At 57.2% G+C, this 16,570-nt stretch carries 18 protein-coding genes; 6 read left to right on the forward strand and 12 right to left on the reverse strand.

The window, feature by feature from the left end; translation table 11 throughout:
- Positions 1-18: 18 nt before the first annotated feature.
- The 8 genes from phnK to PGR23_RS14135 form a co-directional block, all read right to left on the reverse strand.
- The gene (gene phnK / locus PGR23_RS14100; RefSeq protein ID WP_045396510.1) at positions 19-777 is read right to left on the reverse strand and encodes a phosphonate C-P lyase system protein PhnK; all 759 of its coding nucleotides are present in this window, start codon (positions 775-777) and stop codon (positions 19-21) included.
- On the reverse strand, positions 774-1,622 hold the full coding sequence (locus tag PGR23_RS14105) for an alpha-D-ribose 1-methylphosphonate 5-phosphate C-P-lyase PhnJ (RefSeq protein ID WP_015368699.1): 849 nt from the start codon (positions 1,620-1,622) through the stop codon (positions 774-776). The genes phnK and PGR23_RS14105 overlap by 4 nt, the downstream gene beginning before the upstream one ends.
- Complete coding sequence (locus PGR23_RS14110) at positions 1,615-2,679, reverse strand: carbon-phosphorus lyase complex subunit PhnI (RefSeq protein ID WP_045396506.1); 1,065 nt, start codon at positions 2,677-2,679, stop codon at positions 1,615-1,617. Before PGR23_RS14110 ends, PGR23_RS14105 begins: the two co-directional genes overlap by 8 nt.
- Positions 2,680-3,264 carry a phosphonate C-P lyase system protein PhnH gene (gene phnH, locus PGR23_RS14115; RefSeq protein WP_015368697.1) on the reverse strand — a complete coding sequence of 195 codons (585 nt, stop codon included), beginning with the start codon at positions 3,262-3,264 and terminating at the stop codon, positions 2,680-2,682. It abuts the gene before it with no gap.
- Entirely contained in the window at positions 3,261-3,713 is a 453-nt protein-coding gene (gene phnG / locus PGR23_RS14120; RefSeq protein ID WP_396280011.1) for a phosphonate C-P lyase system protein PhnG, read from the reverse strand. The genes phnH and phnG overlap by 4 nt, the downstream gene beginning before the upstream one ends.
- Positions 3,714-4,439, reverse strand: a complete 726-nt coding sequence (gene phnF / locus PGR23_RS14125; RefSeq protein WP_015368695.1) for a phosphonate metabolism transcriptional regulator PhnF — start codon at positions 4,437-4,439, stop codon at positions 3,714-3,716.
- Between the two features lie 156 nt (positions 4,440-4,595).
- Positions 4,596-5,030 carry a VOC family metalloprotein YjdN gene (yjdN, locus tag PGR23_RS14130; RefSeq protein ID WP_045396544.1) on the reverse strand — a complete coding sequence of 145 codons (435 nt, stop codon included), beginning with the start codon at positions 5,028-5,030 and terminating at the stop codon, positions 4,596-4,598.
- A gap of 284 nt (positions 5,031-5,314) precedes the next feature.
- Entirely contained in the window at positions 5,315-5,650 is a 336-nt protein-coding gene (locus PGR23_RS14135) for a zinc ribbon domain-containing protein YjdM (protein WP_015368693.1), read from the reverse strand.
- A 534-nt stretch (positions 5,651-6,184) separates the two neighbouring features.
- Between PGR23_RS14135 and proP the strand changes: the two genes are divergently transcribed.
- Positions 6,185-7,687, forward strand: coding sequence for a glycine betaine/L-proline transporter ProP (gene proP, locus PGR23_RS14140; protein ID WP_047078509.1), 1,503 nt, complete (start codon positions 6,185-6,187; stop codon positions 7,685-7,687).
- A 50-nt stretch (positions 7,688-7,737) separates the two neighbouring features.
- Here proP and melR read toward each other — a convergent pair whose 3' ends face one another.
- Positions 7,738-8,676, reverse strand: a complete 939-nt coding sequence (melR, locus tag PGR23_RS14145; protein WP_032715623.1) for a transcriptional regulator MelR — start codon at positions 8,674-8,676, stop codon at positions 7,738-7,740.
- Between the two features lie 239 nt (positions 8,677-8,915).
- On the opposite strand from melR, the gene PGR23_RS14150 reads away from it, so the two are divergent.
- The 4 genes from PGR23_RS14150 (at position 8,916) to PGR23_RS14165 (ending at position 13,388) form a co-directional block, all read left to right on the forward strand.
- On the forward strand, positions 8,916-10,268 hold the full coding sequence (locus PGR23_RS14150; protein WP_396280010.1) for an alpha-glucosidase/alpha-galactosidase: 1,353 nt from the start codon (positions 8,916-8,918) through the stop codon (positions 10,266-10,268).
- Positions 10,269-10,360: 92 nt separating this feature from the next.
- A complete protein-coding gene (gene melB / locus PGR23_RS14155) occupies positions 10,361-11,776 on the forward strand; it encodes a melibiose:sodium transporter MelB (protein ID WP_047046360.1) in 1,416 nt (471 codons plus the stop codon).
- A gap of 274 nt (positions 11,777-12,050) precedes the next feature.
- Complete coding sequence (locus tag PGR23_RS14160) at positions 12,051-13,007, forward strand: plasmid stability protein StbA (protein WP_015368687.1); 957 nt, start codon at positions 12,051-12,053, stop codon at positions 13,005-13,007.
- Between the two features lie 9 nt (positions 13,008-13,016).
- A complete protein-coding gene (locus PGR23_RS14165; RefSeq protein ID WP_015704087.1) occupies positions 13,017-13,388 on the forward strand; it encodes a plasmid partitioning/stability family protein in 372 nt (123 codons plus the stop codon).
- 101 nt (positions 13,389-13,489) lie between these two features.
- Here the strand turns inward: PGR23_RS14165 and cbpM are convergent, their stop codons facing one another.
- The 3 genes from cbpM to PGR23_RS14180 form a co-directional block, all read right to left on the reverse strand.
- On the reverse strand, positions 13,490-13,795 hold the full coding sequence (gene cbpM / locus PGR23_RS14170) for a chaperone modulator CbpM (protein WP_015368685.1): 306 nt from the start codon (positions 13,793-13,795) through the stop codon (positions 13,490-13,492).
- The gene (cbpA, locus tag PGR23_RS14175; protein WP_047046356.1) at positions 13,795-14,712 is read right to left on the reverse strand and encodes a curved DNA-binding protein; all 918 of its coding nucleotides are present in this window, start codon (positions 14,710-14,712) and stop codon (positions 13,795-13,797) included. Before cbpA ends, cbpM begins: the two co-directional genes overlap by 1 nt.
- A 141-nt stretch (positions 14,713-14,853) precedes the next feature.
- Positions 14,854-15,537, reverse strand: a complete 684-nt coding sequence (locus tag PGR23_RS14180) for a TerC family protein (protein ID WP_045396487.1) — start codon at positions 15,535-15,537, stop codon at positions 14,854-14,856.
- 220 nt (positions 15,538-15,757) lie between these two features.
- Between PGR23_RS14180 and PGR23_RS14185 the strand changes: the two genes are divergently transcribed.
- Positions 15,758-16,549: a DsbA family protein gene (locus PGR23_RS14185; RefSeq protein ID WP_015704089.1), complete on the forward strand. Its 792-nt coding sequence runs from the start codon at positions 15,758-15,760 to the stop codon at positions 16,547-16,549.
- The last annotated feature ends 21 nt before the right edge of the window (positions 16,550-16,570 follow it).

A 16,570-nucleotide genomic window follows, 5' to 3' on the forward strand; every position in this document is an offset into this window, starting at 1 on the left:
CCATCCGGCAAAACAGCATCAATTCTGCAACACCGACGACACCAGCAGCTGGGTGTAAGGATGGTGCGGATCGTCGAGCACCCGGTCGGTTAAGCCACTTTCCACCACCTGTCCTTGTTTCATCACCAGCAGACGGTTCGCCAGCAGGCGAGCGACGCCGAGATCGTGGGTGACGATCACCACCGCCAGACCCAGCTCCACCACCAGCCCGCGCAGGAGATCGAGCAGGCGCGCCTGTACCGAGACGTCCAGCCCGCCGGTGGGTTCATCCATAAACACCAGTTTCGGCTGCGTCACGAGATTGCGGGCGATTTGCAAGCGCTGCTGCATACCGCCGGAAAAGGTGGTCGGCAGGTCGTCGATGCGGGAAGGCGGGATCTCCACCTCCTGCAGCCAGCGTTCGGCGGTGGCGCGAATGTCGCCGTAGTGGCGGGCGCCGGTCGCCATCAGCCGTTCGCCGATGTTGCCGCCCGCCGAGACCTGGCGACGCAGGCCGTCCATCGGGTGCTGATGCACAACGCCCCATTCGGTGCGTAGCAGGCGGCGGCGTTCGGCTTCGCTCATGGCGTACAGCGAGCGCTGTTGATACCGCACTTCACCCTGTTGCGGCGCCAGACGAGCGGAAATCGCTTTCAGCAGCGTGGTTTTACCGGAGCCGGATTCGCCGACGATACCGAGCACTTCGCCCGGCCACAGCTCGAAAGAGACATCGCTAAAACCTTTGCCCGGCGCATAGAGATGGGTCAGGTGATTGACTGCAAGTAACGGCTGGCTCATTTTTTCTGCGCCTCGCTCTGTTGGCGGCAATAATCGGTATCGGAGCAGACAAACATCCGCTGGCCGCTGTCATCCAGCACCACTTCGTCAAGATAGCTGTGACGCGAACCGCAAATGGCGCAGGGTTCATCCCACTCCTGCACGCTAAACGGATGATCGTCGAAATCGAGGCTTTCGACTGCGGTATAGGGCGGCACCGCGTAGATACGCTTTTCGCGCCCGGCGCCGAACAGCTGCAGCGCCGGCATCATGTGCATTTTGGGGTTATCGAATTTCGGGATCGGCGAAGGGTCCATCACGTAGCGGCCGTTCACCTTCACCGGATAGGCGTAGGTGGTGGCGATGTGGCCGAAGCGGGCGATATCCTCATACAGCTTCACCTGCATTACGCCGTACTCTTCCAGCGCGTGCATGGTGCGGGTTTCGGTTTCACGCGGTTCGATAAAGCGCAGCGGCTCCGGGATCGGCACCTGATAGATCAGGATCTGATCTTCCACCAGCGGCGTTTCCGGGATCCGGTGGCGGGTCTGGATCAGGGTGGCGTCTTCGGTGCGTTCGGTGGTGGCGACGCCGGTTACGCGTTTAAAGAACTGGCGGATCGACACCGCGTTGGTGGTGTCATCGGCGCCCTGATCGATGACCTTCAGTACGTCGTTCTCGCCGATAACGCTGGCGGTCAGTTGGATCCCGCCGGTACCCCAACCGTAGGGCATCGGCATTTCGCGGCCGCCGAAGGGCACCTGATAGCCGGGAATGGCCACCGCTTTCAGTATCGCCCGGCGGATCATGCGCTTGGTTTGCTCATCAAGATAAGCAAAGTTATAGCCAGTCAGTGGGTTAGCCACGTTCGTTCTCCCGTTGCAGGCGTTTCAACAGCGCCAGTTCGGCCTGGAAATCGACATAGTGCGGCAGTTTCAGATGCGAGACGAAACCGGCGGCTTCAACGTTATCGGCGTGCGCCAGCACGAACTCTTCGTCCTGGGCCGGTCCGCTTATCTCTTCGCCGTATTCCGGCGCCTGAAGGGCACGGTCGACCAGCGCCATGGCCATCGCTTTACGCTCGCTCATGCCAAACGTCAGGCCGTAGCCGCGGGTGAAGTGTGGCGGCTCATCCTCAGGATCGACAAAGCCGTTGACCATTTCGCATTCGGTCAGCAGCAGCTCGCCAATATTGACGCTAAAACCCAGCTCTTCCGGCACGATTTCCACCTGCACGTAGCCGCTGCGGATCTCGCCGGCAAACGGGTGGTTGCGGCCATAGCCGCGCTGGGTCGAGTAGGCCAGAGCCAGCAGATAGCCTTCATCGCCGCGTACCAGCTGCTGCAGCCGCGAGGAGCGCGAGCAGGGATAGACCGGCGGGGTGCGGGTGATATCGTCAGGCGGCGCGCCGCAGTCCGCTTCCGCTTTGGCCAGCCCCTGTTGCGCCAGCAGGTTGAAGACGTGCGGCGTCGGCGACGTTTCGCTACCGGCTTTCTGCACCGACGGCGGTTCGCCGTTGGCCAGCAGGGTAAAATCGAGCAGGCGGTGGGTATAGTCGTAAGTGGGGCCCAGCAGCTGGCCGCCTGGGATATCTTTGTACACCGCGGAGATGCGGCGCTCGAGGCGCATTCCAGCGGTATCAACCGGTTCGCTGACCGCCAGCCGCGGCAGGGTGGTGCGGTAGGCGCGCAGCAGGAAAATGGCTTCGACGTTATCGCCGCTGGCCTGCTTCAGCGCCAGCGCCGCCAGTTCGCGGTCGGCAATACCGCCTTCGGTCATCACCCGGTCCACCGCCAGGCTGAGCTGTTCGCTTATCTGGTCAACGCTCAGTTCGGGAAGCCGTCCATCGCCCCGTCGTTTCTGCTCTTGCAAGGCGTGAGCGGCGCTAATCGCCTTCTCGCCGCCTTTGACGGCAACATACATTTAGCACACCTCCACGTGGGTGGTACGCGGGATAGCCAGCAGGCGCTCGCCGCAGGTCAGGATCAGGTCAATGCCCAGCGGGAACGGGTGCGGGCGTTCGGTTAATTCGTCGATGATGCAGTCCGGCAGCTGTGGGGCGATCATTCGCTCCTCGGCAATGCCCGCGCCGGTCAGGCGCAGCATGCGTCCGCCGCTCAGGCTGGCTAGTTGAACAATCAGCGTGACGCCGGTTTCCGGCGCCGCCACGGTACCGGCGGAAAGGACATTAAGCTGTTCGGCGCTGATGGTGTCGCAGGCGACGGCAAATACCGCCTGCTGCGGCTGTTCCACCAGCGTCGCGCCGGTATGGAAGCGCAGATTTTGGCTGACCAGATCGTTATGCAGCGCGGCGGCCATCCATACCGGGGTGTCGTGATCGGCCAGGGTCAATAACAGACTGGTGGAGGCGATATTCAATGGCTGCCAGCCGTGCTGAAGCTGCTGCAGAGAGACAATCACTCCCGGCTCGCTCATTGCTTTCAGCAGGCGGCGGAAACTGTGTTGGGCATCCTGCACCGGTAGGGTAAAGGCGGTTTGTAATGTCATGCGTTATCTCCGCGAACCAGAGTAAAGAAGTCGACCCGGCTGGCGTTGACTTCGGCGCGACGAGCATCGAGGCGCGCGCTGCGTTGTGCTTCCAGCGGGGTAATGAGGGTTTCCATTAAGGTGTGAAAATAGTGAGGCGATTGCAGCAGGCCGTCGATCGCCGCGCAGCGCTCGGCGTGTGGGCGATTGCGGCCTAAAATCCAGCTGTAGCCGAGGGTGCCATCGGCCAGGCGCACGGCGGCGCGGGTCAGGGTGGCGTCACCGGCAAAGAAACGCTCGCCGATGCCGCCCATACGCGCCTGGAGCTGTACCAGCCCGGTTTCCGGGGCGCGAATTAATTCATACTCCGGCGCCAGCCGCAGCGATTGCATGCGCGCCAGAAGGTCCTGCGGGTCACTGTGGGCCAGCACGGACATCCAGCGCTGGCGGGTGGCGGTATCGAAGTGCATTCAGTGCTCCATGGTGAATTCAATCATGTCGGCGCGGGTCAGGCTGACGGAGTACTCCGTCGTGACTGTCTCGCCCTCGCGGCTATTGAGCGTGCGTACGCACAGCAGTGGCGCCATATTGGGGATTTCCAGCAGCTTGCTCTCTTTCGCCTGCGCGCGGCGGGCGCTGATTTTGGTGCGTACGCGGGTCAGTTCGATGGCGAGCTGGTCGCGCAGCAGGTCGTGTAGCGAGCCGTGGGTGAAGGTTTGCAGCACCGGCCAGAAGCGCAGGTCGGCGAAGTAGTGGTCAATCAAACACAACGCCACGCCGTTGACCCGGCGCAGGGTGCGCAGATGAATGACGGTTTCGCCTTCGGCAATGCCAAAGGCTTCGGCGACATGGCTGCTGGCCGGGCGCAGCACCGACAGCAGTTTCTCGCTGGTCGGGTGGCTGCCTTGTTCCAGCAGGTTCTGGCTGAAGCGTGCCTGGGCGTTGAGCGGGTAGTCGATGGGGCGCATCAATACCAGCACGCCGACGCCCTGGCGGCGCTGGACCCAGCCGCGTTCCACCAGTTGATCGATAGCCCGGCGTAGGGTGTGGCGGTTGACTTCAAAGCGCGCCGCCAACTGCTGTTCCGCTGGCAAATAATCGCCGCAGCGATAGTGATGGCGCAGCTCCTGTTCAAGCCTGGCGGCAATTTCCTGATACCGGGTGGGGTAACTGGTCGGATGTCTGGATAAGTACATGGTTATCGAGCCTCACTAAGCACCTTGGGGATCCCCGTTGAGCGTGGGCCGATACTGACGCGTTTTTGTTACATTCCTGTTAAGTCACGATGACCGCAGGATGAAGAGTTAATGCTGGTGAGATGACAGGGCGGAGAAGCCGCCCTGGAGAGAAGATTAGGGTTGTTTGACGACGTTAACCATCCACGGCACGCCGAAGCGATCGACGACTTTGCCGAAACCGTGGGCCCAGAAGGTCTCCTGCCACGCCATTTCGATGCGCCCGCCATCGGCCAGCGCTTCAAACCAGTGTTTGCCTTCAGCAATATCTTTCGGCTCCAGCACGAGGACGAATCCCGCGTAATGTTCCATGTCGCTACTGGGGCTATCGCTCAGCATCAGAATACTGTCGGCGACCTGCAGGCTGGCGTGGGCGATGCAGTCGGCGGCAAGATGCTGCCCGGAGGCGCAGCCATCGTCGGCATCCTGGGCGCTCTGCGGCATTTCGCCGTAGGTGATTTGGTGGATAAGCTGCGCCCCCAGCGCCTGCTGATAGAAGGCGATGGCGGCAGCGCAGTTGCCGCTAAAAGCAATGTAAGGACTCAGGGACATAACCATGACCTCAGATAACCAGTGACCCATAAAGCGTAGTTGGTGACGGGCAAAAGAAGCCAGGCGGCAAAGCGGGGTGAATTTTTCTGAAAATGCGTCGCAGCGCGCCGGCAAAGCAGAGATGAAATGAGAATTGATCGCGCGGTTCGGCCTGGAGATTTCGGGAATAATTTTGGTGAAATGAGCGATATAATTTCGCGATGTTCCGCCGCTGATATTCGGACGCGCCGGCGAGGTTGCCGCCAGCGCCGGAAAAATAATGGCGCTGGCGTGAAAAAATTTAATTAGTTCTTTTTGACGAATTCAGATTTCAGCTTCATCGGGCCAAAACCGTCAATTTTGCAGTCGATGTTGTGATCGCCTTCGACCAGACGGATATTCTTCACTTTGGTGCCGATTTTCAGCATGGAAGAGCTGCCTTTTACCTTCAGATCTTTCACCACGGTCACGCTGTCGCCATCGGCAAGTAAGTTGCCGTTAGCGTCTTTTACGATCAGCGCGTCGGCGTCATCGGCCGGCTCGGCATTGTTCCACTCGTGGGCGCATTCCGGGCAGATGTACATGCCGTTATCTTCATATGTGTATTCAGAATGGCATTTTGGGCAGTGTGGAAGTTGCATGGCGTTCCTCGTGATTACTGGGAAAAACAGGACGTTGGTCCGTTAAACAGCGGCTGTGAGCCGAAAGTGCGGCTGATTATAGCGCAATCCCGCACTTTTGTCGGGTATTTTTTCCAGGAAATAACGCAGGGTAATTATTTTGGCTTTACGGAGAATATGCTGAAAAACAGACGTTAATAAAGTCCATAAATAAACATCGGCGGCGAAACAGAGATTGAACTTATTCATTTTATTTGGCTCTGTAATTAAGCTGGGCGAATTTTTCGTGAAGTTGATCCCAAATTTAAACGCTGGTAGGGTAAAAAGGGATGTAAGTAAATTCGTCACTGCTTATTTGGTAAGTGAATTATTAATTTAAGGCCAGAGCAGGCGTCAACAGGTTCGGTTGTACACTCTGTCAGAAAGACAGTGCAGGCAAACCTGCTACGCTTGAAATGTGGAGCACAGCACTTCGCCGCTCCCAACGTACGTCGCGAATGACCTCGTCATTTGGCGAGGAGTCGTGCGCTCAAGGCGATAGCACAGAGGAAAAGTATGCTTAAAAGGAAAAAAATAAAGCCGATTACGCTTAGGGATGTCACCATCATCGATGATGGTAAGTTGCGAAAAGCCATCACCGCGGCCTCGCTCGGTAATGCGATGGAGTGGTTCGATTTCGGTGTGTATGGTTTTGTGGCTTATGCCCTTGGTAAAGTCTTCTTCCCCGATGCCGATCCCAGCGTGCAGATGATTGCCGCGCTCGGTACTTTCTCGGTTCCCTTCTTGATTCGTCCGCTCGGCGGCCTGTTCTTCGGGATGCTCGGCGATAAATACGGTCGACAAAAAATCTTAGCGATCACCATCGTTATTATGTCGATAAGTACATTCTGTATCGGTCTTATTCCGTCGTATGCCACCATTGGTATCTGGGCGCCGATTCTGCTGCTGCTGTGTAAAATGGCGCAGGGCTTCTCGGTGGGCGGCGAATATACCGGGGCGTCGATCTTCGTAGCCGAATACTCGCCTGACCGTAAACGCGGGTTTATGGGCAGCTGGCTGGACTTCGGTTCGATTGCCGGCTTCGTAATGGGCGCAGGCGTGGTGGTACTGATTTCCAGCGTCGTGGGTGAAGATAACTTCCTCGACTGGGGCTGGCGTATCCCGTTCTTCCTGGCGCTGCCGCTAGGGATTATCGGCTTGTACCTGCGTCACGCGCTGGAAGAGACGCCGGCGTTCCAGCAGCACGTGGATACCCTTGAACAGGGCGACCGCGAAGGTCTGCAGGAAGGTCCTAAGGTCTCCTTTAAAGAGATTGCCACCAAACACTGGCGCAGCCTGCTGACCTGTATTGGTCTGGTGATTTCCACCAACGTGACCTATTACATGCTGTTGACCTACATGCCGAGCTACCTGTCGCATAACCTGCACTACTCGGAAGATCACGGCGTACTGATTATTATCGCCATCATGGTCGGCATGCTGTTTGTCCAGCCGGTTATCGGCATGCTGAGCGACCGTTTTGGCCGCCGTCCGTTTATCCTGGTGGGTAGCGTCGCGCTGTTCACGCTGTCTATCCCGGCCTTTATCATGATTAACAGTAACGTGATTGGCCTGATCTTCGCCGGTCTGCTGCTGCTGGCGGTGGTGCTGAACTGCTTTATCGGCGTGATGGCCTCATCGCTGCCGGCGATGTTCCCGACCCATATCCGCTTCAGCGCTCTGGCCAGCGCCTTTAATATCTCGGTGCTGATCGCCGGTCTGACGCCGACGCTGGCGGCATGGCTGGTGGAAACCACTCAGAACCTGATGATGCCGGCTTACTATCTGATGGTGATTGCGGTGATCGGCCTGATTACCGGCCTGTCGATGAAAGAGACCGCTAACCGTCCGCTGAAAGGGGCGACACCGGCGGCGTCCGATATCCAGGAAGCGAAAGAAATTCTGGGCGAGCACTACGATAACATCGAGCATAAAATCGAAGATATCGATCAGGAAATCGCCGACCTGCAGGAAAAACGCGCCCGTCTGGTACAGCAGCATCCGCGTATCAACGACTAACCGTTTTTCACTGTTCACGATGCCGCCTGGGGAGACCCCGGCGGCATTTTTTATGGCTGCGGCGACGCAAGGCTGTGGCGGCGCTGTTGGCTCAATTTACGGTACTGCTGCGGCGGCATGCCGACGTAGCGGGTAAAGGTGCTGTAGAAGCGGCTGCTGGACCGGAACCCGGCGGTGAGGGCGATATCAAGGATGGTCTTATCGGTATCGCTTAGCAGCGCGCGCACGTGATTGATGCGCATGGCGGTAATGTACTGCTTCATGGTCTGCTGCATCACCCGCTGAAAAACGCCCATCGCGTAGTTTGGGTTAAGTTTAACGTGCTCGGCGACGGCATCGACGGTCAGCGCCTGGTCATAATGGGCGGCGATAAATTCCAGCATCTGGCTAACGTAAAATTGCGCGTGGCGCGAGACGCTGTTCTTGTGGGTGCGCGAGGTTTTGTTGACCAGAATCGGCTGCCAGCCGGCGAGGCTCAGCCGCTTGAGCATCAGGGCGATTTCATCGATCGCCAACTGGCGAATCTGTTCATTCTCGTGATTCAACTCCTGCTGCCAACGCCGTACTTCAAAAGCGCTTAACTGCTGGGCGGCGAGAGATTTAATCACCATCCCGTGGGTGACGTGATTTATCAGTTCGCGATCCAGCGGCCACGACAGAAACAGATGCATCGGCAGGTTGAATATCGCCATCTGCTGGCAGTCGCCCGGGCGGGTCAGTTGATGCGGCGTACAGGCCCAAAACAGGGTGATATAGCCTTTCTCAATGCGCACCACTTCATTGTTAATCAAATACTCCACGTCGCCGTCGAACGGCACGTTGACCTCTACCTGGCCGTGCCAGTGGCTGGTGGCCATGGCGTGCGGCGGGCGCAGTTCGATATCCATGCGCTGATACTCGGAATAGAGCGCCAGCGGGCTGCGGCTCTGCTTTTCATCGCTGCTGCACATGTGCGGGTCGGGGGGCAGGGAAGTGAAGCGGTGTTCCATCATGGGCGGATTCCTGGATCGTCAGAGTGGCTGCGTTTTTAGCCTGAACTGATTACAGCTTAGCGGAATCATCGGCCCGTTTTCTCTCCTTTTAAGCCGATCTATTCCCAAAAACTCAGATTTTGTGGCGTTCAATGGCCGATCTGAGTTTCCGGGAATGCTCCGGCGGGAACGGGGCAGCGCAGCGGAGAGCGGCATGCCACTCTGAAAGTGTTCAATGACCTGATGGAGAGAGCGCGATGTCTGCCCCCAAAATTACCTTTATCGGCGCCGGTTCGACGGTGTTTGTTAAAAATATACTCGGTGATGTGTTCCAGCGCCCGGCGCTGAAATCGGCGCATATCGCGCTGATGGATATCGATGAAACCCGGCTGGAAGAGTCGCATACCGTGGTGCGAAAGCTGATGGATTCCGTCGGCGCGAATGGCGAAATTAGCTGCCATCGCGATCGTAAAACCGCCTTGCGGGACGCCGATTTTGTCGTCGTCGCCTTCCAGATTGGCGGCTATGAGCCCTGTACCGTCACCGATTTTGCAGTGTGTAAACGCCACGGGCTTGAGCAGACCATTGCCGATACGCTGGGGCCGGGAGGCATTATGCGCGCGCTGCGCACCATCCCGCACCTGTGGGCTATCTGCGACGATATGAGCGAGGTCTGCCCGGACGCCACCATGCTTAACTACGTTAATCCGATGGCGATGAACACCTGGGCGATGTACGCCCGCTACCCGCATATCAAGCAGGTGGGTCTGTGCCATTCGGTGCAAGGCACAGCGGAAGAGCTGGCGCGCGACCTTAACCTCGACCCGGCGGATTTACGTTACCGCTGCGCGGGCATTAACCATATGGCGTTCTATCTGTCGCTGGAGAAAAAGCTCGCGGACGGCAGCTACGTCAGTATCTACCCCGACCTGCTGCAGGCCTACGCCGAAGGACTGGCGCCGAAGCCGAACCTGCATGGCAATCCGCGCTGCGAAAACATTGTCCGCTATGAGATGTTCAAAAAGCTGGGCTACTTTGTCACCGAATCGTCGGAGCATTTCGCCGAATACACGCCATGGTTTATCAAGCCGGGGCGCGACGATCTTATCGCCCGCTATAAAGTGCCGCTGGATGAGTACCCTAAACGCTGCGTCGAGCAGCTGGCCAACTGGCATAAAGAGCTGGAGAGCTATAAGAGCGGCGAGCGGATCGAGGTTAAACCTTCACGCGAGTATGCCAGCACCATCATGAACGCTATCTGGACCGGCGAGCCAAGCGTCGTGTATGGCAACGTACGTAACGATGATCTCATCGACAATCTGCCGCAGGGCTGTTGCGTCGAAGTCCCTTGTCTGGTGGACGCTAACGGTATCCAGCCGACGAAAATCGGCGTGCTACCGGCGCATCTGGCGGCGCTGATGCAGACCAACATCAACGTGCAGACGCTGCTAACGGAGGCCATCCTGACGGAAAATCGCGATTACGTTTATTACGCCACGATGATGGATCCGCACACCGCCGCGGTGCTGGGGATCGAAGAGATCTACGCGCTGGTGGACGATCTGATCGCCAGCCACGGCGACTGGCTGCCGGCCTGGCTGCACCGTTAATTTTCTCATGCCGCCGGGGGATCTGGCCCGGCGGCGCCTGCCATGCTCTATCAAACGCTAAAGGAGGCGCTGGCGACAGCGACCTGTACCCTATGAGTATTTCAATGACAACAAAGCTCAGCTACGGATTTGGTGCCTTTGGTAAAGATTTCGCTATCGGTATCGTTTACATGTATCTGATGTATTACTACACCGATATTGTTGGCTTATCGGTTGGGGTGGTTGGCACCTTGTTCCTGGTGGCGAGGATCCTCGATGCGATAGCCGATCCGATCATGGGATGGATCGTCAACTGCACGCGATCGCGATGGGGGAAGTTCAAGCCGTGGATCCTGATCGGGACTATCACCAACTCGGTGGTGCTGTATATGCTGTTCAGCGCCCATCACTTCAGCGGCGGAGCGCTACTGGCGTGGGTGTGGCTGACCTACCTGCTGTGGGGCTTCACCTATACCATCATGGATGTGCCGTTCTGGTCGCTGGTGCCGACCATTACCCTTGATAAACGCGAACGTGAACAACTGGTGCCTTACCCGCGCTTTTTCGCCAGCCTTGCCGGGTTTGTGACCGCCGGCGTCACGCTGCCGTTTGTCAGCGCCGTCGGCGGCGCCGATCGCGGCTTCGGTTTCCAGATGTTTACCCTGGTGCTGATTGCCTTCTTCGTGGTCTCCACCCTCGTTACCTTACGCAACGTCCATGAGGTTTACTCGTCGGATAGCGGCGTGAGCGAGGATTCCAGCCATCTTTCACTGCGCCAGATGGTGGCGCTCATCTATAAAAACGATCAGCTGGCCTGCCTGTTGGGCATGGCGCTGGCCTATAACACGGCGGCGAATATTATCGCCGGCTTCGCGATTTATTACTTTACCTACGTTATCGGCAGCGCGGAGATGTTCCCGTATTACATGTCCTACGCGGGGGCGGCGAATTTGCTGACGCTGATCCTGTTCCCACGGCTGGTGAAAGGGCTGTCGCGGCGCATTCTGTGGGCGGGAGCATCTATCATGCCGGTGCTGGGCTGCGGCGTGCTGTTGCTGATGGCGCTGAGCGGCGTTTACAACATCGCGCTGATTTCGCTGGCCGGGGTGCTGTTGAATATCGGCACCGCGCTGTTCTGGGTGCTACAGGTCATTATGGTGGCCGATACCGTTGATTACGGCGAATATACGATGAATATCCGCTGCGAAAGCATCGCCTACTCGGTGCAGACGCTGGTGGTCAAAGCCGGTTCGGCGTTTGCGGCCTGGTTTATCGCCATCGTGCTCGGTATCATTGGCTACGTGCCGAATACGGCGCAATCGCCTCACACGCTGCTGGGGATGCAGGCGATTATGATTGCGCTGCCGACGCTCTTTTTTGCCCTGACGCTGTTTCTTTATTTCCGTTATTACAAGCTGAATGGCGATATGTTGCGACGTATTCAGATTCACCTGCTGGATAAATATCGTCGGGTACCGGAAAATGTCGTCGAGCCGGAACGGCCGATTGTGGTACCCAATCAGGTGTAAAAAGCGTGCGAAAACCGCTGGCGAAAGAGGGGAGGGATGCTCTCTTTTTGCGCAAAAATAGCGTTTAAAACAGACAGAAATGAAAATCTTAAGTTCTCTGATTTGTCTCTTATAGTTCTCTCTTTGAGCTCAATGGGTTAATTGAAATATCCATTGTTTCTCAAATAAAACTCAGAATTGTCTCTTTTTCGTGCTCTTGCGCTGCTTTTTAACTCTTGCTACTCTTTTTGGGTCTTACATTTTCTCTTATTTGTCTCAGTGATGGAGCAATGCGATGCGCATTTTTATCGATGATGGTTCAACCAATATCAAAATGCTGTGGGAGCAAGATGGCGAAACTTTCACCCATATCAGCCCCAATAGTTTCAAGCGCGGCTGGTCTGCCACTTTCGGCGCCGGGAAGCCATTTAACTACACCGTGGATGATGAAAAGTACTCTTTCGACCTGATCACCCCCGATGCGTTACCCACCAACAATATTGATTGGCAATACAGCCCATTGAACTCCATCGCTGTCCATCATGCGCTGCTGACCAGTGGTCTGGAACCGCAGGATGTCGAGATTGTGGTCACCCTGCCGCTGACCGAATTTTATGATGAAGATGCGCAATATCGTCTTGATAACATTGAGCGTAAGAAAAAGAGCCTGCTGCGCGAAGTTAAACTGAATAAAGGCGTGGTGTTCAATATCACCAAAGTCACCGTGCGTCCGGAATCCATTCCGGCGGGTATTAGCCTGTGCGATGAGCTTAAACCATCTCATTCGGTGCTGATTGTCGACCTCGGCGGCACCACGCTGGATATTTCGATGGTGGCCGGGCAGATGACCTCGGTTTCGCGCATTTACGGCGACCCGAAGCTGGGCGTGTCGCTGGTGACCGACGCCGTTAAGCTGGCGCTGGCCCGGGCGAATACCGATACCTCGAGCTATAACGTTGACCAGATAATCATCAACCGCCACGACGAAGAGTATTTGACCGATAACATCAACGATCCGGATGCGGTATCGGAGGTGAAAAAGGTTATCTCTAATAGCATCGAACGCCTGACGACTCGCGTTCTGACGGCGATTGATAGTTTTAAAGGCTATTCGCACGCCATCGTGATTGGCGGCGGCGCGCCGCTGGTTGCCGATGCGATTCGCGAACGCATGGGTCTGCGCGAAGATCGCTTTGTGGTGGCCGACGAGCCGCAGTTCGCCCTCGTGCGTGGTCTGAAAATTATTGGTTAAGGAGCGTCTATGACTCTGGACCGCAGAAAGGTTCTGATTTACCTGCGCCCGGATATCAGCGCCAGCGAGCGCTTTGCGGACGCGAAAATTGAGGCCCATCATCGCGGCGATCGCGGGGATATGTCGCGTACGGCGCTGTTGGCGGGGTTAGCATTGGGTGAAGTTGATAGCCGGCTGCCGTCAATGCTGGCGGCGCTGCTGGCGGAAGATACGCCGCCGGAGACGTTGCGTAGAATGCTGGCCTCGTTTCTTGAGATTCAGCCAGCGTCTTCCGCTCCGGCATCCGCGCCAGCGGCTGCGCCGGTTAAGGCGCCCGAGCCGCCAGCCCCGGTGAGCGAGAGCGTCTCCGCGCGTAATCTCGCCGGCTCGCTGCCGGATTAAGCGCTTATCCCGGCTTTCGCTACGCTCAGCCGGGCTACGGTTTGCGCCGTGAGCGAGCTGTAGCCCGGGTAAGGCGGAACGCCGCGACCCGGGAACTCCGCTTAGCTGTGGGTCAAAAAGCGGGCCAGTCGCTGCTGCAGCAGGCGATTCTCGCGGGTTAGGCGCGCATTTTCATCCAGCAGCGTCAGCGCCACCGCAATCCCCGGCCAGTCCAGCTCCAGCTCGTTACGCAGGCGCACCGCGCGATGCACAATCGTTACCGCGCTGTCGTCAAACAGCCAGGTTTCAGCCTGCGGCTGGTGTGGCTCAATCATCCCTAAGCCGACGATCTCCGTCAGTTCCTCTTCCGACACCCCGGTGCGCAGGCACAACTCGGTGATGGTAAACGTCACTGTTACTTTAGCCATCAGGCTTTCCCCCATGTCTTACGCGGATCGAAGCTGGCTTCGCTTTCGGCGAGCTGCTGCCAGAGCTCACGCGCTTTTTCATCTGGTTTTGGCGGCATGACAATTTTGATGACGGCGAACAAATCGCCGGTGTGGGTTTTGCTCACCAACCCTTTGCCCTTGATGCGTAGCCGTTGCCCTGCCTGGCTGCCCGCCGGTATTGTCAGCAGAATGCTCTCTTTTAGCGTCGGTACGGTGACTTTCGTCCCCAGCGCGGCTTCCCACGGCGCCAGCGGCAGTACGATCTCCAGGTTATGACCGTTGATGTCGAACAGCGGATGCGGCGCGATGTGAATCACCAGCCACAGATCGCCATTTGGGCCGCCGTTTTCGCCCGGTGTCCCCTGGCCTTTCAGGCGAATACGCTGGCCATCGCTGACCCCGGCCGGAATTTTCACATTCAGCGTTTTCGGCGTTTCACTCTCAACCATGCCGAAGACGTTATAGACCGGCAGCTTGTAGCTGATGGTACGGGTCTGTTCGGTGAGGGTTTCTTCGAGGAACACCGCCACTTCGATTTCGACATCGTGGCCGCGCTCGGCGCGCTGGCGGCGGGCGTGATGCGCCTGCTGGCCGAACATCGAGGAGAAGATATCGTCGAAGTCCTGCTGGCTGTAGCTTTGTTCGTGGGCGTGCTGCTGGCGGTTGAACTGCGGATCGTTGCGGTGCTGCCAAAGTTGGTCATATTCGGCGCGACGCTGATCGTCTTTGAGGACTTCCCATGCTTCGGCGAGATCTTTGAATTTTGCTTCGGCATCGGGTTCTTTGCTGACGTCGGGGTGATATTTACGCGCCAAACGGCGATAGGCGGTCTTGATGGTTTTCAGATCGTCCGTTGGCTTAACCCCTAGAATGGTATAATAATCCTTTAATTCCATGGTGTTATCTCATTTATGCTCAAAAATCTGGTCACAGAATCCCTGGATCAGGCGGCTCTATTAAGAGTAGGGCAAATGAGAAAGGGTGGCGGAGAAAAGTGGCGAAAACTTGACGCCGTCGGGGGTGACGGCGTCCAGTGATTATTCCGGGGTGCCGGAGCGGTAGTTGCGGCGCCATCCTTCCAGCAGCACCAACGCCGCGCCAATGGCCCCGGCAACAAAATGTAGATAATTCGGGGAATTGGGGAACAGCTGAACCAGGGTCGGATCGGTTATCATCATTGAACCGGCAATCCAGCCAATCAGCGCGCCGCCCAGTAATACGACCGAGGGAAAGCGAGTCAGGATTGCCAACACCAGCTTACTACCGGCGACAATAATCGGAATGCTGATTAATACCCCCAGCGCCACCAGTAACAGATGGCCTTTACCGGCGGCGGCCACGGCCAGTACGTTATCCAGCGACATGATGACATCGGCGACGGTGATGGTGACGGCGGTGCGCCACAGGCTGCTTGAGCTGCTGATATCGCTCTCTTCTTCTTCGTTGGCGACCAGCTTAACGCCAATCCACAGTAGCAGTAACGCGCCGACAATTTTTAGCCACGGCAACGACAACAAATAAATCGCCACCGCCAGCAGCACGACCCGTGCGATAATCGCGCCGAGAGTCCCGATAACAATGGCTTTGGTGCGCAGATGCGCCGGCAGCTTGCGGCAGGCCATGGCGATGACCACCGCGTTATCGCCGCCTAATAACAAATCGATGGCGATGATTTGTAGCAAAATAACGGCGAAGTCCCACTGACTCAATATTTCGTTCATGCCTGGCTCGTATTGCAAATAATGTCGATCAAAAAAAGATGGGCGCAGGGTACTCTCGTTCTTCGCCCCTGACCACCCTTCAAGCCGTAGGGAGAATAGTGGCGTCTGACAAATAAAGTTACGAATCAATGCATAGACTGACAATGATTCGCCGCCAAAGGATGATATTTTGTCCGATTAGGCTCACCTGCCGTCTACTTTTTCGTAAGGACTTTTCAATATGTCTGGCATCAAGAATTTACTTATTCTCGCCCTGGCGGGCGCTTCCCTGCTGCCGGCGCTGGCCAGCGCCGCTGACGCGCCGGCCGCGACTTTCACCGCGGAGCAGGAAGCGCGCATCGGCAAAATCGCCGCTGACTACCTGGTCGCCCATCCGGAAGTGCTATTGCAGGCCAGCCAAAAGCTGCAGCAAATTCAGGCGGAGCAGCAGGCCAGCGCCGCTACTCAGGCGGTAATCAAGAATGCCGACAAGCTGACGCAGGATAAGGCCACGCCAACCTACGGCCCGGCTAACGGTAAAGTCACCGTTATCGAGTTCTTCGATTATCAATGCATCTACTGTAGCCGCCTTGCACCGGTTATGGAGCAGGTGATTAAAGATCATCCGCAAACCCGTTTTGCCTTTAAAGAGTGGCCGATTTTCGGCAGCCGCTGGGCAACCTCGCTGGACGCGGCGAAAACCGGCCTGCAGATTTATCAACAGAAAGGGGCTGAGGCCTATCTGACTTACCACAACGGCGTTTACGCTACCGGGCATAACGAAGGCAAACTGACGGCGGCGGACATCCAGCAGCAGGCGAAAAAGGTGAACTTTGACGCCAAAAAAGCGGCGGATGTTGAACCGGCGCTGGAAAACATTAACCAGCTGGCGCAGGAGATTGGCTTAAGCGGTACGCCTGGCGTGATTGTCATGCCGACTACCGGCGCGACCGAAGCGACCATTACCGTCTTCCCGGGACTGGCCGACAAAGCCTCGCTGGATGCGGCGATTAAGAAAGCCGGCGGTCAGTAATCTCACCGGGCTGAAAGAGGA

The organism is Klebsiella sp. 141162, assembly GCF_050600755.1.
GTDB classification, from domain to species: domain Bacteria; phylum Pseudomonadota; class Gammaproteobacteria; order Enterobacterales; family Enterobacteriaceae; genus Klebsiella; species Klebsiella aerogenes.

What these genes read in the sequence shown, in the direction of transcription:
- phnK (WP_045396510.1), bottom strand. Translation starts at nt 777, where the DNA reads ATGAGCCAGCCGTTACTTGCAGTCAATCACCTGACCCATCTCTATGCG.
- PGR23_RS14110 (WP_045396506.1), bottom strand. Translation starts at nt 2,679, where the DNA reads ATGTATGTTGCCGTCAAAGGCGGCGAGAAGGCGATTAGCGCCGCTCAC.
- phnH (WP_015368697.1), bottom strand. Translation starts at nt 3,264, where the DNA reads ATGACATTACAAACCGCCTTTACCCTACCGGTGCAGGATGCCCAACAC.
- phnG (WP_396280011.1), bottom strand. Translation starts at nt 3,713, where the DNA reads ATGCACTTCGATACCGCCACCCGCCAGCGCTGGATGTCCGTGCTGGCC.
- phnF (WP_015368695.1), bottom strand. Translation starts at nt 4,439, where the DNA reads ATGTACTTATCCAGACATCCGACCAGTTACCCCACCCGGTATCAGGAA.
- yjdN (WP_045396544.1), bottom strand. Translation starts at nt 5,030, where the DNA reads ATGTCCCTGAGTCCTTACATTGCTTTTAGCGGCAACTGCGCTGCCGCC.
- PGR23_RS14135 (WP_015368693.1), bottom strand. Translation starts at nt 5,650, where the DNA reads ATGCAACTTCCACACTGCCCAAAATGCCATTCTGAATACACATATGAA.
- proP (WP_047078509.1), top strand. Translation starts at nt 6,185, where the DNA reads ATGCTTAAAAGGAAAAAAATAAAGCCGATTACGCTTAGGGATGTCACC.
- melR (WP_032715623.1), bottom strand. Translation starts at nt 8,676, where the DNA reads ATGGAACACCGCTTCACTTCCCTGCCCCCCGACCCGCACATGTGCAGC.
- PGR23_RS14150 (WP_396280010.1), top strand. Translation starts at nt 8,916, where the DNA reads ATGTCTGCCCCCAAAATTACCTTTATCGGCGCCGGTTCGACGGTGTTT.
- melB (WP_047046360.1), top strand. Translation starts at nt 10,361, where the DNA reads ATGAGTATTTCAATGACAACAAAGCTCAGCTACGGATTTGGTGCCTTT.
- PGR23_RS14160 (WP_015368687.1), top strand. Translation starts at nt 12,051, where the DNA reads ATGCGCATTTTTATCGATGATGGTTCAACCAATATCAAAATGCTGTGG.
- PGR23_RS14165 (WP_015704087.1), top strand. Translation starts at nt 13,017, where the DNA reads ATGACTCTGGACCGCAGAAAGGTTCTGATTTACCTGCGCCCGGATATC.
- cbpM (WP_015368685.1), bottom strand. Translation starts at nt 13,795, where the DNA reads ATGGCTAAAGTAACAGTGACGTTTACCATCACCGAGTTGTGCCTGCGC.
- cbpA (WP_047046356.1), bottom strand. Translation starts at nt 14,712, where the DNA reads ATGGAATTAAAGGATTATTATACCATTCTAGGGGTTAAGCCAACGGAC.
- PGR23_RS14180 (WP_045396487.1), bottom strand. Translation starts at nt 15,537, where the DNA reads ATGAACGAAATATTGAGTCAGTGGGACTTCGCCGTTATTTTGCTACAA.
- PGR23_RS14185 (WP_015704089.1), top strand. Translation starts at nt 15,758, where the DNA reads ATGTCTGGCATCAAGAATTTACTTATTCTCGCCCTGGCGGGCGCTTCC.